Here is a 16,588-nt window from a genome sequence, read left to right on the forward strand (position 1 = left end):
GCCGGTTCAGCGGCCGGAGGCAAACAGATTTTGCAATTCGGCCTGGAACTCCTTGATATCGTCTTCGGTATATTCGCCGTTGACATTGTCCAGCCCCAGCCGGCCGTAGGAATCGAGGATCCATTCGGCAGTCGCGCCGGAAGCGAACTTCACCGTGCCGTTGGCCATCGCCCCCGGACGCACCAGTTTGCTCTTTTCAACGACGGTTTTACCGGCGACCGGCACCGCTTCCTTGGCCTTTTCGGCCTCTTCCGCCGCCGGCTTGACCGGGTCCTGTTTGCTCCAGTCGATATTCTCAAGTTCGGCCGCCAGCAGCCGCAATTCCAGGAAGGTCATTTTGCAATTGAACTTCTCCACCAGTTCCTTCTGCAGGTCGGACAGCGAAACTCCTTTGTTGAGTTCGGCCGCCATAAATTTTTTCATTTCCAGATTGTCGTTGTTCATGGGATTTTCTCCTGTTTTATTATTTTCAAGTTTTTAAGACCGTAAACGAATCCGCGGGTCCGCCCAGGCATAGGCGATATCCGCGAGCAAATTCAAGACGACGAACAAAAGCGCGCTGATGATGACCAGCGCCTTGAGCAACTGCAGATCGGAGTTGTTCAACGCGTCGATGCCGGTATATCCCAATCCGGGAATGCCGAAAAACGTCTCCAGCAGCAGACTGCCGGTGAACAGAAACGGCAATACCGAGGTGGCCCGGGTGATGATCGGAATCGCCGCGTTGCGCAACAGATGCCGCCCGAAAATCACCACGGGATGACATCCCTTGGCCCGGGCGGTCCGCAAATATTCCTTGTTCAATTCGTTGACGAAAACCGTCCGGTAAAAACGGACGCCGCCGCCGAGCCCGCAAACGATGCCGATCAACACCGGCAGCAGCAGATGTCGCAGGCCGCCCCATCCCCAGACCGGGAAAAAATTGTAATAGTAACCGAGCACCCATTGCCCGAAAATAATCATCACCAGATAACTGACGCTCATCGCCGCAATCGCCAGCAGCAGCAGCAACCGGTCGACCCAACTGTCTTTGCGGGCCGTCGCCAACAGCGCCAGGACGATTCCGAGCAGCAGTTCGCCGAGAAAGATCGGCGTCATCACCCACAGCGACGGCCAAACCCCCCGCCACAGAATGTCGCGGATCGGCTCCCGGGTCACCACCGTTTTGCCGAAATTGAAAAAGCTGACATACGGAAAAGCCGGCTTGATCGTGAAAATTTCATGCAGCGCATTGAAAAATTGCGAGTCGAACGGCGACGCCTGGGCCCGAAAACAAGCACTCGAAGCGATCACCCCCTCGCCGCCGATGTTCAACTCCGCCGCATTCGCCGGTACCTCCAGAACGGCGGTCCGCAAAGTTTCATGCTCAAAGACTTTCCCATTGACCACCAGCCTGCCGCTGAAACGCAGCTCCAGCCGCACCGGTTCCGCCAGCCGGATATTGCGTTTCAGCGTCAACTGATTTTCCGCATCGATCTGCAACCCTTCGGCCCGGAACGGCGGTTCGGCGCTTGAACTCTCGACGCCGGGCAGCAGCCGGCCTTCGGTGAAATCGACGTTGCTGAACACTTCCGAGCGGCGCCAGTCGCCGTAGAACAACGGCAAATCGGAGCCCAATTCCAACCGCAGCGCCTCCACTTCGGCCGCCGACGGATTTTTGCCGAGCACCGCCGCCGCCGGGTCACCGGCCGCCAAACGGAACAACAGAAAAGTCAGCAGCACGACGCCGAGAATCACCAGTGCGGAATAACAGACTCGTCTAACAATAAAACTCAACATATTTTCCGATTCATTCACACAAAAAAACGGCACCTTCGCCGCTTTGTATTATTATATATGATAAACGATGGTCGGCAAGTAAAAATTGTTATTTTTTGTTGATAAATGGCAAAAGATGGCATACATTGTGCAAGAAAAAATGTTTGGGAGTCAAAGATGTCCATCCTACCGGAAAAAATATTGCTGCACTGCTGCTGCGCGCCTTGTGCAGTCGCCTGCGTTGAACGGCTGCTGGCGCACGGCCGCCAGCCGGGACTGTGTTTTGCCAATTCCAACCTGGACAGCCGCGAAGAATACCGGCGCCGGCTGGCCGCGGTGGAGCAGTTGGCGACCCACTTCCAACTGCCGTTGTTCGTCGTGCCGTACGACCACGAAAGCTGGCTGGCCCAAACGGCAGCGTTGGCCGCCGAACCGGAACGCGGCCGCCGCTGTCCGGTCTGTTTCGCCTGCAATCTGGCCGATGCCGACCGGGTCAGGGCAGCAAACGGCTATGAGTGTTTCACCACCTCCCTGACAGTCAGCCCGCATAAAAACTCCGCGGTCATTTTCGAAGCGGCCGCGGCGTTTCCGGCTTACGAACGCTGGGATTTCAAAAAGCAGGACGGCTTCAAACGGAGTCTGGCGTTGACCGAGCTGTTCGGTTTCTACCGGCAGAACTATTGCGGCTGCGAGTTTGCCAGAAACCGCTGAACAGGCCGGACAGTGGCGAAACACTTCCTGCCATGCGCAAGTGTCCTGGCACGCGGCAGTTGTGCCGACCGAAAACGGCCTTCCCGACTGCGGCCGGCTACCTCCCGGCGCGGACGCTCGCGATACGAGCGATTTATATAAAAAACTCCCCGATGGCCTGCTTTTTCAAGCACGCCGGACAAATTTATCCAGCGGCTGCCGTATTTTTTCCTTCGGCGCATCGGCCGGAAAACCCAGCGTAAACAAGGCGATCACTTTGTAACTGCGCGGCCAATGCAGCAGGCGCCGGACCGCTTTGCCGTCGATCCAGCCGATCCAGCAACTGCCCAAGCCTTGAGCGGCGGCGGCCAGGACGAAATGTTCACCGGCGATGCCGCCGTCCACCAGCGAATAATCCACCTTCGACAGCCACGGCGCCGCCACATGCGTCAACAGGGAACGTTCCAACGCCAGCGCCACCAATACCGGCGCCTGCCGCATCCAGGTCATCGACAAGCCCGGCAGGACGCCCCGTTCGCAAAGTGCCCGGCGCAAACCGGGCTCCTGCACGACGGCCAGCCGCCAGGGCTGCCGGTTGCAGGCCGACGGAGCCAGCCGGACCGCCTCCAAACAATACGCAATCATCTCTTCCGGCACCGGGTCCGGACGATAACCGCGACAACTGTAGCGGTCGCGCACCAATTCGCCAAAACAATCTTTCCGTTCCAACTTTTCTCCTCCCCAAGTTCAACCTTCACCGTCATTCCAGACAAAAACGCTGCGGCATCCGAACAGACACCGCAGCGCCGACCTCCAGTCAACAATCACCGGGCAATCGTCAGTCGAGATAGCGGATGTCCACCACTTTCAACTCGTTGTTGGAAGGATTGCGAACGACCGTCGCCAGCAGCCGCACTTCCCCGGTAATTTCATCATAATAGACATCGTTTTTCGCATCGTAATCGAAGGTGCCCAGCACACACCCACGGGTACGCTCCCGCCCGGTTCGGTCAAAGCGCGTGACATCGATCGGACGGCCGTAAATGCCGCCGACGTCGAGGATGGACTGCGCCACCACCAGAACCTGGAATTCAGTCGGCAATTCGCCGGTCTGCACCAATCCCATCACCTTGACGACGCTTTCCTCTTGCTCTTTGTCGTTGTCGCCCTGCCAGTAATCCCTGAGCGTCTCATCGGTCGCCTTGCCGTTGGAATCTTTCAATTTCATCGCCAAAAGCCCGGAAGGATTCAACAGGAACTGCCGGCCGGCGTAACTGCAGGTAAATACGGTTTTGTTGTCGACGTTGTCCCCGCGTTGGAAATCATCCTCATCCTTGATCAGGGAAACCAGAGAAACCGCAAACTCCCGGCCTTTTTCATTCTTGCTGTCGTTCTTCAGAACATCTTTGAACAAAGCCTGATAGAGATACGGCGTCATATCCGCATACTTCTCCACGTCATCGCCGTCGTAAAGTCGGCCGCCACTCGCCCAGGCAGTGCCATATTTGTCTTCCATCGTAAAAATCTTCTCTTTATCATCCCGTTCGGCATACAGCACCGGCGCCGGGAAATCGATGGACAGGCGCTTTTTGCTGCCACCCAGCGTCACCTGGTCCAGCAAAGCGCCATCACCGTCCTCATAGGCAACGCCTTTGAAACTGCCGCCGTCACTCTGGTAATTGAAATCCGGTTTGTAATAATCCGCACCAATTCCGGAGCCTTTCAAATTGATCGTCTGCCAGGGAGCGCCCCGGCTGATCCGTCCCAGCAGCACCAGGTCATCGATCTTACCGTTCGCCGGCCATTCTCCCGACGAGGAATTTTCCAGCGATTTCTGCATCGACCTGAACTCGTCTCTGGCCGCGTCGTCTGACAACGCGAACCAGTTATTCAGCTTGCCGATGGAATGCTGATTGCTGACCTCAAAAGATGCATTGTCCAACGTCGCAACCACGTCACTGCGCATATCTCCCCAGTCTCCCGGATTCAAGTTCTGCCGGGCATCCTTGGCTTCACAGGAAATCAGACGCGGCTGCATGGAAATTTCCGAACTGCCGGTAAAATAATGCTCCAGATTGCGATAATAATCATCCGTCAGATTCACCCATGCCGTCGTCTGGCGATTGATTTTGGCAGCATCCACGCCCACGCCGGCTTCATTGTCCGCATCACCGACCGTCCGCCGCAAAATCGCATTGTCCAATTTCAGCGAACAGCTCATCGACAAAATCGGCAACGGGCTCCAATCGCCCGAGGTATCCTGGACGAATTCCTGAGAAATAACTTTATCCAAACTGGTAGTTCCGGTTTCGATATTATAATACCCATAGGGATGATCGCCGGCTACCCAGTTTGTAAAGTCCTTCGCCTCAAAGCGCAGCTCCTTGGTTTCATTTTTCCCGCCCAAATTGGCGGTGACGGTCAGCGTGCCGGAAAGCTGTAAATCATAGGTTCCGGTGGACGCCCGGAAATAGTCGCATAATTCTCCGATAATCCGCAGAGTTTCAATCCGGGCAGTCACTTCATAACTTACCCCTTCGTCCGTTTCGTTCTTCTTGATTTTCAACGCGGGAACGATATCCATCCGGAATTCACTGATATAGGGAGTCTTCTCGTTGCCGGTATAGCTCGGCATATTGGTCAATGACCAACTTGCCGGCGCAATATTGCTGTGCGGCGTGTTGTCTTCGTCGGTGAAGTCGAGGAAATTGGCCACCACCTGGCGCCGGAAATCGGCCAGACTGTCAAACGATCCCTTATCGTCGCCGATCATCCGGAAAAACTGGATGACATTGCGGTCCGCCGGATTGTTGTGGTCGTTGTCGACGTCCTCCTTCTCTCCTTTGTGAATCGGCTCCGCGGTCAAAAACTGTTCGACACACTGCCCGGAATTCGAACCGCTGCATTGATGCGGCTTGCTCAGATTATAACGCTTGAAAAAACGTTCGTCATCCTTCTTCCATTGCGACGAACTGCCGTCGGCATAGAAGTAATATTTCTGCGGCGTCTCCTGCTGATGAAAGCCGAGATAACTCCAGAGATTCCCCCGCACCGCGTCGTATTGGGCAACCTGCTCATTCAGCTTCTCTTCCGAAACATTTTCATTGATCAATCCTTCGTCCACCAGCGAAGCCACGGCCAACATCTGCTCCAGGCCGCTGTTCTGCTTCGTGAATTTCTCAAGATCGACGAATGCCGTGCCGCGCCATTTGAAACTGTCGTCCAGCTCATCCAAATCGATCGCTTTGCCGTCGGCGTCTTCCTCCACTTTAAAAACCGATAAATCAAGCTCTTTCAACGATTTGCCCTGACGGGAGGCGGAGCCGGCCATCTCTTCCAAATCCACCTTGACGGTCGTCGGCAAAACCAGATAGGCAATCCGGCCGATAATCGGACTGTCATTGCGGTCACCCGTTTTAATGTAGCTATAACTGAACCGGCTGTCGTTGTCCGCGTTGCGTTTGAAAGCATCCCCGACGCTCAAATCTTCTTCCTCGAAGGAATAGACGGTACGATCCCCCACCTTCAATTTGAAGGCGTCGAGAAAACGGGCGTAATCCGGATTGGCTTTGCGGTTATCTTCCAGCTTCCCGCGGTCCTCGCCGCTCCAACCCCATTTCGCATAATTGTAACCGACCGACATGTCGGAATTCCAGTCCGCCGTATAAGCATAATAAAAATCCCGCGGCATAACCGGAAATTCAGTACCTTCGCTCATCACCTTCAGGGTCGCCAGAGCACGAGTCAACCCCGCTTCCGCCAAATATTTGGCCTGGGTACGGGCATTGTTGTTCGCGGCAATTTTGCGCTCCACCAGCGAATTGGCGGCAAACCCCAACGCCAGGAACATCAGCAAAGTCAAGAAGCCGAGCGCGAAGATCAACGCGATTCCCTCTTCCCCACGCCATTTTACAATATTTTTCATCTTACATCCTCTGCATAGTTGCTTCATTACCGCTGTTTCCAATAGACTGTCCGGCTATAGGTTTGCTCGCGCGACACCAGAAATGCCGCCGCTTTCGTCTCATCCTCCTGGCTCCCGGCCCGTTCCACCATCGTCTTCCAGCGCCGGAAATCCGCTTCGCTCAACAACGACAACTCAACCCGCAACGCTTCCGGGCGGGAATCCCAATAATCGATCGCATTGCTGTAGCCGGACGGCACGTCTTTCAAATTGGCATTGGTCTTGGCCGGATCCACCTCTTCCCAGACTTCATCGTCCTCATTCCATTTCAAAGGTACAAAATTCAGGTTGGTGATGAAAGGCACCACTTCATAGGTTTCACCGTAGATGGCCCGAACCTTGTCACGCACGTTGAAAAACTGGGTCTGATCCTCGGCGGAAATGCCGTCTTCCTTGACGAAGATATTCGGTTCGGGGACATTATCGCCGATCGCGCTGATCATCAGATAATTGTTGATGTCATAGACATCCTCCTCCCCGTCGTCGTCCAACCCCTCGAACCAGGTATCCACCCAGAACAGCACCAGATAAGTGTTGGAACGGGCATCCTGATAAATTTTGCTCGGCGCATTAGTGACGAACCCGATCCGGTTGTTCATGATCTGCCCGTCCCTGGAGCGGATGATGAAGAACGGCAGTTTGCTGCCCTGGGTAACCACGTTGTCCAGCATGCCGGTAATCAAATCCAGCGCCACCCGGGCATCGCTCGCCCGGGTCATTTTCCGATCCGCGTTGACCCACAATACCTGGGCGCTGTTGAAAAACTGCACCGTCATCAACAGCAGCACGGAGAACACCCCCATCGCCACCATCAGTTCAACCAGCGTGAACCAACGGCATCTGCGTAAATTTTTACCGTATTTCATGACCATTCCTACTGATTGAAGTATTCAAAATAATAGACCCGTTTTTCCCGGTTCTTATAAGGTTTCTCCGCCGGCCAGCTCACTTCGACAAAAATACCGGCGCCATATTGATAATCCAGGTAATCGGTCGTATAGTTTTCCACCTTCAAGCCGCTGATCTTCTCCGTCCACACCCGGATAATCGCATCGAAATCGAGGCTGTAGTTGCCGACATCGTCATAAGTGACCTTCCAGAAACGGTAAATTCCCTGCTGGTCATAATCCCCGGCAAACAGATAATTTTTAATCGGCTCAACCTGCAGCGGATCTTTTTCATGCTCTTTCCAGGCACCGTCAATTGCCTTTTCCGCCCCGTCGATATCCCAACCATTCATCATCTCGGAGCGCTTTTCCGTGAAGAACGCATTCGGAGCATCGGCGTCGATCAGCACCTTCAAAAATTCATTGTTATAACTGCCGTTCCGTTTCGCCTTATCCAACCGTCCCCGCAGATACGGGATAAAGCTGTCGGCAATGTCGCCGGCCAGATTGTCGCCCACCGCATTGCTCGTCGCATTCAATCCAACCGGGAACAATACCATGATCGCCGAAATTCCCAGCACCAACACCGCGATGGCCAGCGCCACCTCGACAATCGTAAACCGGCGGCAAAATTTTTTCCATTCAGTATTCATCTGCCAGCACCTTCGTTTTACCGGTAAACTTGTTGATCATGATCTCCCGGCAATTCATCGGATAGCCCTCCTCGTCGCGGTTTCGGAACAGGAACGTCTTCGTCCGCTCGTTATCGGGATCGGTCCGCACCGATCCTTCGGCCACCACGATGTAAGCCTCGCCGTTCGCCAACTGTCCGGTCGGCGAAAACACCAGAGCGCCGACCTCTCCCCGGCCGTTCGAAGAGCCGTAATAGTTGTCCACCGAATTGTCCGTAACACCGATGTAGAGCAAACCGCTGTTGCCATTGCGGTCCCAACCGTCAAAATAGGACGACTCATTGTGCTTTACAAAAATCTTGCGGTCATCGCTGTTGTCTTTATTGAATTTGTCGGCGCAAAAAACCTGCGCGACCACCGCTTTGTCGGCCAGTTCCAGCCAGTTGGAATCCGGTCCCCAGTCATCGAAAACGAAATTATCACCGTCTTTCAACACGTAACACAGCCGGTAGCTGCGCATCGGCGGACCGTAGGGCCGATTGTCCTGGTCCACTTGATTCGAGCTGCCGTCCGGCAACAGCAGCGCCACATAACGCCGGGTTGCCGCGGCCTTGGCGCGTGCCTGGGCAATCGCCGTCGTCAACGACCGCGTCGTCCGGGCGACGGCATCGCCGCGCATCAGATTGTCGAACGACGGCACCGCCAGGGTCATCAGAATCGTCATGATCCCCAGCACCACCATCAATTCCACCAGGGTAAACCCCCGGATTTTCAATTTCACGTTCATCTTCAACCCCAGTATTTCAAACGGTTACCACCCCAACACGTCGTCATCGTCTTTGTCATTGCTGTTCACGCCATACAAATGTCCGCCGTTGTCAACGCCGTTGGGGCCGCAGGAGTAGACCATCACGGTTGCATTGTACTCCTTGCCATCCAGCACGATGATATCGTCATAATCGGAATCCAGCAAGATGACATAACGCGACCCCCACGGATCGAGCATGCCTTCCTCGGTAAAATCCGGCGGCGCATCCAGAAATTTCAAGCCGCGCCCGTTGCGGCGCTCCTTCTTGGGCCGATTGTTCAGATAATTCGGCGCATCGGTATTGTTGCCGTCGGTAATATTCATCTGGGTCAGCAGCTGCAGCAATTTATCATATTCGACCATCTCATCGTCATTCTCAACACTGCCCAGCGCAGTAAATTTATTCGAATCGCTATTTTCCGTAATCCCATTCAAGCTCAACGGCAGCGGCAACTCATTGTAATCCATTTCATAGCGTTTGACTGCGTTGAGGAGATTGGCGACATCCGCCTTGGCCTTGACCTGTTCCGCTTTGTTCTGGGCGATCGTCAGTCCGGCCAGCACCAGACCGGCCAGCACCACGATAATGCTGATCACCACCATCAATTCCACCAAAGTAAATCCGCGCTTCTTCATTGTTCTGCCTTTCTATACAATAATGATACAAATAAATAACCGTTTTTGTTCAATTACAGCCGCTCAATTGATGATATCATCGGAATCAACGTCATACTGGTCTTCGAATTTTTCATTCGGTCCAGCCGATTTCAGGTCAAACGTCCGGCGATTCTTTTCACCCGGCACCTGATAACGAATCGCATTGCCCCATTCGTCCCGCAGGACCACATCATCCTCACCATACTCCTCCAGCATGGCTCCGTAGTTGATTTTCTTTTTATATTCATCGATGTACTCATCCGGAATGTTGCGCCAATTGCGCATATCGCAATTCCAGGCAAAACAATTCTGGTCCTCCGCGGCATACGGCGGCGGATAAAAACCGTATTTGGTCTTCAAATCATCCAGCACCGTCGCCACCCGGTTGATCAATGTCTGGGTCCGGCTGATCGCCATCCGCTCCTGAACGACCACATAAGCGCCGCCGGTAATGCCCAGGATGGCGATGATGATCGCGATGACCACCATCATTTCAACCAGCGTAAAATGTCTCCGGCGCAACCGGCCGCCAACCGTTCGGAATCCCATCGTGAAAACCTCCTGTAAATTTTAATTACAATGCCTTCCCATCACCATAAAGTATAATAATTGCAAAACGAAAAATCAAGCATGTCAAGCCGTCATAATTATTTTTTTTCCGTCAAAATGCCGTTATTCGGTACTTTTTTCCGTCACTTTTCCATTTATCAAGATTTCTTCCCTCCCAACTCTCCGGCCTGGCCGGCCCAATAAAAAAAGAGACCCGGATCGCTCCGGATCTCTTCGCAGTCCCGGCGGTTGCCGGCCGGACCGGTCTTCAGAGGTCGACGGTCACTTTGCCGGCGGCGGTCCAGAAGGTAATATTCGTTTCCCAGTCCGGGCGCCACTGCGCATCGCGGAATTTCACCAGTTCGCGCCCCAGGTTCGACTCGGCATGGCCATCGACGAAGGACAGGTTCACCCGGTTGTCATGGCGGGCGGCAAACACCTGCGTGCTGGTTTCGTAATAGGTGATTTCCGCCATCTGCTTACCGTCACTGAGGCGGGCCGAATCGGCCGTCAGGTAAAAAGTGGTCGGCGTGTTCACATTGGTCGTCTTGAAAGTCAGCGGCGTAAATCCCTTGATATCGTTATAACGAATATTAAAAGCGCCGCCATCGGCGGTTGAGGCGGATTCCAGCGGCGTCGGCGCGGCAAATCCCTGCCAATTGATATCGCCTTCCACCGCCGGAGCGCTCGGACACTGAAAAACCGGTGAATTTTTGTCGGTGATCGGCAGGTAGCCGAGTCCCATGCAATCGCCTTTTTCACCCAACACCTTGCCGTTGCCGTCCGGCGTGCCGTAGATTACCGGCCACATGAAAGTCGGACTCCAATCGCCGTTGCGGGCCTGGGTGGAAATGTTGTCGTCATAATCATTGGCATATAAATTCATCGCCAGCGCCGCCTGCTTCTGTCGGGAAAGGCAACTGATGGCCTGCGCTTTGCCCTTGGCCTTTCCCAACGCCGGCAGCAGCATCGAAGCGAGAATGGCGATGATCGCGATCACAACCAGCAGTTCGATGAGAGTGAAAGTTTGTTTCATTTTCCGGTTTTCCTTTTCTATTACTATAACTTTGGTTTAGCGGTTGGCAAAACTGTTTCATCGCTTAAAGTATAGAATATTTTTCAAAAGAAAACAATAGCACAGCTCTTGATTTAATGATGTTATTATAGCATTAATCGACTTTTACAAAATCCAGCCGTTTCCTTCAAGTTCAAATCGCTTCCTGATTTCAGCCGTCCACAGAAAACCTTTCCAAATAAAAAAATCCGCCGCAGTTTCAAGCTGCGGCGGATTCCGGATGAATCGCCTGATTCAAATTCCCAAATCGATCATCGCATCGGCCACCTTGCGGAAACCGGCAACGTTGGCGCCGAGCACATAATTGTCCGGTTCGCCACATTCCGTCGCCGCCTGGCGGCTGGCGGCATGAATGTTGATCATGATATTGTGCAGCCGCTCGTCGACTTCCGCGGCCGACCAGTTCAGGCGCATCGCGTTCTGGCTCATCTCCAAACCGGAAGTCGCCACGCCGCCGGCATTGGCGGCCTTGCCGGGGCCGAACAGCAGGCGGTTGGCGTGAAACACTTCGATCGCCTCCGGGGTCGACGGCATGTTGGCGCCTTCCGACACGCAGCAGCAACCATTTTTGACCAGCGCCCTGGCGTCCTCGCCATCCAGTTCATTCTGCGTCGCGCACGGCAACGCGATATCGGCGGCGGCCAACTGCCACGGACGAGCGCCGGCATGGTATTCCACCCCGCTGAACGCCTCGGCATATTCCTTGATACGGCCGCGCTTGACATTCTTCAATTCCTTGATGAAAGCAAGTTTTTCGGCATTGATGCCTTCCTGGTCGATGACCGTACCGGCGGAATCGGACATCGACAGCACCTTGCCTCCCAGTTGAATGGCTTTCTCGACCGCAAATTGCGCCACGTTGCCGGAACCGGAAACCAGCACCCTGCGCCCCTCGAACGACGCCTTGCGGGTCGCCAGCATCTCGGTCGCGAAGTAAACATTGCCGTAACCGGTCGCTTCCGGGCGCATCAGGCTGCCGCCCCAGTTGAGTTTTTTGCCGGTCAAAACGCTCTCATTGGCGTTGACGATCTTCTTATACATGCCGTACAGGTAGCCGATTTCGCGGCCGCCGACCCCGATGTCGCCGGCCGGCACATCGGTATCCGGACCGATGTGGCGGTAGAGTTCACGCATGAAATTCTGGCAGAAACGCATCACTTCCAAATCGGATTTGCCCTTCGGATCGAAGTCGCTGCCGCCTTTGCCGCCGCCCATCGGCAGCGTCGTCAGGCTGTTCTTGAAAATCTGCTCGAAGCCGAGGAACTTCAGGATGCTCAGATTCACCGACGGATGAAAACGCAAACCGCCTTTGTACGGACCGATCGCGCTGTTGAACTGAATGCGATAACCGGTATTGATCTGGATCTCGCCCTTGTCGTCCACCCACGGCACCTGGAAAATAATCGCCCGCTCCGGCACGGCTATCCGCTCGAGAATCCGGTTTTTTTCATACTTGCGGTCACGCTCCAACAACTTGCCGAGCGACTCGAACACCTCGGTGACACTCTGGATAAACTCTTTTTCCCACGGCGCTCTGGCAATAATCTGATCCAGGGCACGCTGCGCATAAGCATTCATCATTCCAATCGACCTTTCCTGTTTTTCAAGTTCTGTCCATCAGTAAAATATTTGAATATTTAGCAAAATTCATGCCAAATCGCGGAAAGCCACAGTTATCTCTTCAATGCAAATCAGTTATTGTTATCCGGCATTGCGGCCCGCTTCCAGCCAGAAGCTGACAAATTTGTCAGAAACAGCATAAAATAACATTTTTGTCATTTTTATTACCGCGCTTTCGCTTTCCTGCTGAAAACAGCCGGTAAAAATGAATTGGCAATGACATTTTTGTCATTTTCGAATATCAGCCTTTGGTCAAACGACCTTCCGCCGGGAATGTTCCGGACCGCCTTTCTGGGTAATTTACGCCGGGCGCGTTGTCGGATGACGGCAAGCAGCGATTGTCCGGACAGCCCCGGCCGGCGTCTTACGTAAATTTTCAATTGTTCCGGCTGAATTCATCCCTTTTTCAAGACCATTCAAAATTTTTTTTGATTTTTTAAGATTAGGGGATTGACATTTTGTCAGAACTTTGCTAAACTATTGATTGTCGATACGTATTAGCAAAAGCTTTTATTTTTTTTGGACAAATTGCAAATACGAATTATCAAAACGAAGCGAAAGCCAAAATTCAGGAGACACGGAAATGAAAACCAACCGGATCAAATGCTTTACATTGATCGAACTGCTCGTCGTCATCGCGATTATCGCCATTCTTGCCAGCATGCTGCTGCCGGCGCTGGGCAAAGCCAAAGCCAAAGCGCAGGCGATCAAATGTCTGGCCAACACCAAGCAGTTCGGCCTGGGCATCGCCATGTACAACAACGAAAACGACGACGCGATGCCGTTGCTGGAACCGGATTTGACTCAATCGACCAAACAGACCGAAAGCGGCAAGCCGGGTTATTATTTCAAAGGCGGCCTGCACGATGACGGCAACAACATCACCTGGATGGACATGATCGACATCGGCGGCAAGGACGTCTTCCGCTGCCCGTCGGCGGCGCAACCGGAATGGTGCCCGTCTTACGCCTACAACAGCGACCTGGGCGGCGGAACTTATGCCGCCGGCGTCAAGGTCAGCCGGGTTCCGAATCCGTCCGAATTCATGGCGGTCATCGACTTCGAATCGGTCTACAACAAAATGGAGCCCTACTGGTTCTACATCGTCGTCAGTCCGCAGGACGGCAATTACAAGGACTTCAATCCGCGAACCTTTCACAATGGCGACAACACCTGCAGCGTCCTGATGGTCGACGGCCATTCCGAGAGCATGAGGGAAGTCGGCTCCAGACTCTATTCCGAAGCCATTCAGTGGGGCAGTTATTCCACCCATTACAACTTGGCGGAAGCCATCATGAAATACAATAAAAGATGAAAAAATCACTTTTCAGTATTTTAGGTTACACGTTGTTCGTTGGCGCGCTCTGCTGCGCCAACGAACAGTCGTTACAGAATTCCACCGGCACCTGGAAAACCGGGGCGGCCAACGGCATGCCGATCGCGTTGACCGTTGAGCCGGATCGCACCTTCTGCGTCGCCGTCGAAGCCGACGGCGGCTCGGAGAGCTTCCCGCACCTGACCCTGGAGCTGAAACAACCGGAGGATTGGCGCAACTTCAACCGTTTGCGCATGGAGATGAAACTGACCAGTTCCAATCCGGACATCCAGGCCAACGGCAAGGAAATCGCCTTCTGCGTCTACGACCGGAATTTGCGTCATGAAAATCTCGCCGGCAATCCCCCGGTCCAACAGTTGTTCGCCCGCTCCAAAGTGACGGCCGGCGCCTGGCAGACCGTCGAAGTCGACCTCTCCGGCGCCGAACGCGGCGCGGTACAGGGGCTGGACATTCATTTCTATGAAATGCCCTACTCTTATCCGCATGAATTCCAATTCGAAATCAAAGATGTCGCGCTGGTCGGCGAGGATACCGGCAAAACCGTTTTCGACGGCGCCGGATTCCAGCCGGAGCTGCTGACCGGCAAAGCCGGAAAAACGGTCGGCAAGCTGACCGGCAATGACGGTTTGAGCATCGAGCTCGGCAGCAATGGCGGCATCGTTTCGCTGTCGCAAAACGGCCGGCTCATCGGTCAGGCCCAGCAGGGCCCGTCCGGCATCCTGATCCGCGACGCCGCCGCCAATACCGCGCCAGTCATGGCCGGCGGGACGATTTCCGCCGACGGCAACCGCATCGAACAAACCGCCGAACTGCCGGAATTGGCCCTGCAACTGAACGCCAGCTACTCGATGCAGGACGACCGGCTGATCGTCAGCGGCACGGTGGAATCGCTGAACGATGCCGACCGGGCGGTTACTATTTACGTCGCATTGCCGGTCGCACCGGGCGACTACGATTTCTTCCAGAGTTTAAGCCGCAGCGTCAAACCGTTCCAGGAATATGCCGCCTTGCCGCAATACGAGAGCAAGTTGACCCGTTACCCCTTTGCCGCCCTCGCCGACCGCAGCGGCGGCAAAGCGCTGGCGGCGGCGGTCGATCTCGGCAAGCCGTGCACCTACCGCCTGGCCTTCAATCCGGCGCTGCAGTTGTTCTATATCGCTTTCGACGTGGCGCTGGTCGATATCGAGAATATCGCCGGCCGGTCGTTGAAACAGGGCAGTTTCGAAGCGGTGTTCTATACGACCGATCCGGCCTGGGGCATGCGTTCGGCCGCCGAACGGTATTACGGTTTTTACCCGGAATATTTCGCCGACCGGGTCGGCCAGGGCGGCGGCTGGGAAATTCCGTGGTACCGCAGGAAATCCGGTCAGAGCCGGCCGGAAATCATCTATGGCGGTTACCGGTTCGTCTGGGGCGCCGAAGAGCTGGAGGTCGAAGAGTGGAACTGGGACAGCGACAACGGCATCTTCAATTTCATCTATATCGAACCGGAATTTTTCCAGTTCAGCATGGGAGACTATCAGTCGCCGACCACCGGAGAAACCTTCGAGCGGATGAAAAAACTCAGTGAAAACGATGAGGCGGAATGGGAAAAATTCCTGCCGCTGCATTATTCGCAAGCATACAACTGCAATCCGCATGCCCGGAGCGTCGACCGGCAGGAATTCCTGCATTCGCTGATTCAGGCGACGTTCACCAGCGGCATGTACGACCAGAACGGCGAGCCGGTGCTCGGCCTCGGCAACCGGGTGGCCTGGATCGGCGACAGCGGCTTCGGCGCCATGGTGCCGTGCAACATCAACCCGGCCATTCCGAACGGCCGCGGCCAGGCGGCTTTCGAAACGATGCTGCAGCCGCTGATCGACGAAATGGTCCAGGCTGGACGTTCGCTGCCGCGCGGCTTCGGTCTGGATTGTTTCATGGATGTGCCGCCGGACTACCGCCGGGACAATTTCCAGTACGCCGCCCTGCCGTTGACTTTCGACCCGGAAACCAAACAGCCGATGGTGCAGCGCGGTTTCGGTTCGATCGAATGGCTGCGCGCCGCCAGCGCCAAATGGCGGCCGCAGGAGATGTTGTTTTTCGCCAACGCCTTCGGGCCGATGACCTTTGCGTCACCCTATCTGGACATTTTCGGCATCGAAGGAACGATGGTTTCCGACCCGGAATTTCTGCGGACCATCGCCGGGCCGAAACGGCCGATCACCTACCTGCCGTACGATCCGCAGCCGAAGCCGGGCATTGAATACCATCTGTTCTGGGGCATCTATCCGGGCCGCAACGTCACGGTGGATATCCTCCGGCCGATGATCCCGGTCCTCGACCGGATGTACCAGGCCGCCTGGCAGCCGGTAACCCATGCGCGGGCCGACGGCATCAAATTGGAGCGTTACGGCCAAGCCGGCGATGAAACGATCTATTTCACCGCCCACAACCCGGCGGTGACCGATACGGCCGCGGCCGTCGAGTTCGATTTTGCCGCACTGGGAATGCCGGAATCGGCGGAATTGCGCCGGATCTATCCGGACGACGCCGCGATTTCCGGCGCTTTGAAACTCAACGGGGGCGAAACAGTCGTCCTGACTTTAAGCAAGGGAGTGACAGAAAAATAA

At 54.8% G+C, this 16,588-nt stretch carries 14 protein-coding genes; 3 read left to right on the forward strand and 11 right to left on the reverse strand.

Going from position 1 to position 16,588, the window contains the following annotated elements; translation table 11 throughout:
• Nucleotides 1-6: 6 nt before the first annotated feature.
• Together HWX74_RS04150 and HWX74_RS04155 are read right to left on the reverse strand one after the other, a co-directional pair.
• Nucleotides 7-444 carry a hypothetical protein gene (locus tag HWX74_RS04150; RefSeq protein WP_176012344.1) on the reverse strand — a complete coding sequence of 146 codons (438 nt, stop codon included), beginning with the start codon at nucleotides 442-444 and terminating at the stop codon, nucleotides 7-9.
• 33 nt (nucleotides 445-477) lie between these two features.
• On the reverse strand, nucleotides 478-1,776 hold the full coding sequence (locus tag HWX74_RS04155; protein ID WP_217704845.1) for an ABC transporter permease: 1,299 nt from the start codon (nucleotides 1,774-1,776) through the stop codon (nucleotides 478-480).
• Nucleotides 1,777-1,935: 159 nt separating this feature from the next.
• Between HWX74_RS04155 and HWX74_RS04160 the strand changes: the two genes are divergently transcribed.
• Nucleotides 1,936-2,469, forward strand: a complete 534-nt coding sequence (locus tag HWX74_RS04160; protein ID WP_176012346.1) for an epoxyqueuosine reductase QueH — start codon at nucleotides 1,936-1,938, stop codon at nucleotides 2,467-2,469.
• Nucleotides 2,470-2,634: 165 nt separating this feature from the next.
• Here the strand turns inward: HWX74_RS04160 and HWX74_RS04165 are convergent, their stop codons facing one another.
• The 9 genes from HWX74_RS04165 to gdhA form a co-directional block, all read right to left on the reverse strand.
• Nucleotides 2,635-3,177 (reverse strand): nitroreductase family protein, encoded by a 543-nt coding sequence (locus HWX74_RS04165; protein ID WP_176012347.1) that lies wholly within the window; start codon nucleotides 3,175-3,177, stop codon nucleotides 2,635-2,637.
• Nucleotides 3,178-3,286: 109 nt separating this feature from the next.
• On the reverse strand, nucleotides 3,287-6,373 hold the full coding sequence (locus HWX74_RS04170; RefSeq protein ID WP_176012348.1) for a PilX N-terminal domain-containing pilus assembly protein: 3,087 nt from the start codon (nucleotides 6,371-6,373) through the stop codon (nucleotides 3,287-3,289).
• Between the two features lie 26 nt (nucleotides 6,374-6,399).
• Nucleotides 6,400-7,278, reverse strand: coding sequence for a type II secretion system protein J (locus HWX74_RS04175; protein ID WP_176012349.1), 879 nt, complete (start codon nucleotides 7,276-7,278; stop codon nucleotides 6,400-6,402).
• A gap of 8 nt (nucleotides 7,279-7,286) precedes the next feature.
• Nucleotides 7,287-7,952, reverse strand: a complete 666-nt coding sequence (locus tag HWX74_RS04180) for a hypothetical protein (protein ID WP_176012350.1) — start codon at nucleotides 7,950-7,952, stop codon at nucleotides 7,287-7,289.
• A complete protein-coding gene (locus HWX74_RS04185; RefSeq protein ID WP_176012351.1) occupies nucleotides 7,942-8,718 on the reverse strand; it encodes a Tfp pilus assembly protein FimT/FimU in 777 nt (258 codons plus the stop codon). The genes HWX74_RS04180 and HWX74_RS04185 overlap by 11 nt, the downstream gene beginning before the upstream one ends.
• Nucleotides 8,719-8,742: 24 nt before the next feature.
• Complete coding sequence (locus tag HWX74_RS04190) at nucleotides 8,743-9,375, reverse strand: type II secretion system protein (RefSeq protein ID WP_176012352.1); 633 nt, start codon at nucleotides 9,373-9,375, stop codon at nucleotides 8,743-8,745.
• A gap of 63 nt (nucleotides 9,376-9,438) precedes the next feature.
• Nucleotides 9,439-9,945, reverse strand: a complete 507-nt coding sequence (locus HWX74_RS04195) for a type II secretion system protein GspG (RefSeq protein ID WP_176012353.1) — start codon at nucleotides 9,943-9,945, stop codon at nucleotides 9,439-9,441.
• 268 nt (nucleotides 9,946-10,213) lie between these two features.
• Complete coding sequence (locus HWX74_RS04200) at nucleotides 10,214-10,981, reverse strand: prepilin-type N-terminal cleavage/methylation domain-containing protein (RefSeq protein ID WP_176012354.1); 768 nt, start codon at nucleotides 10,979-10,981, stop codon at nucleotides 10,214-10,216.
• A 273-nt stretch (nucleotides 10,982-11,254) separates the two neighbouring features.
• The gene (gene gdhA / locus HWX74_RS04205; RefSeq protein WP_176014531.1) at nucleotides 11,255-12,598 is read right to left on the reverse strand and encodes an NADP-specific glutamate dehydrogenase; all 1,344 of its coding nucleotides are present in this window, start codon (nucleotides 12,596-12,598) and stop codon (nucleotides 11,255-11,257) included.
• A 625-nt stretch (nucleotides 12,599-13,223) separates the two neighbouring features.
• Here gdhA and HWX74_RS04210 point away from each other — a divergent pair.
• A complete protein-coding gene (locus HWX74_RS04210; RefSeq protein WP_176012355.1) occupies nucleotides 13,224-13,955 on the forward strand; it encodes a type II secretion system protein in 732 nt (243 codons plus the stop codon).
• On the forward strand, nucleotides 13,952-16,588 hold the full coding sequence (locus HWX74_RS04215) for a hypothetical protein (RefSeq protein ID WP_176012356.1): 2,637 nt from the start codon (nucleotides 13,952-13,954) through the stop codon (nucleotides 16,586-16,588). The genes HWX74_RS04210 and HWX74_RS04215 overlap by 4 nt, the downstream gene beginning before the upstream one ends.

This window comes from Victivallis sp. Marseille-Q1083 (genome assembly GCF_903645315.1).
Lineage (GTDB): Bacteria > Verrucomicrobiota > Lentisphaeria > Victivallales > Victivallaceae > UMGS1518.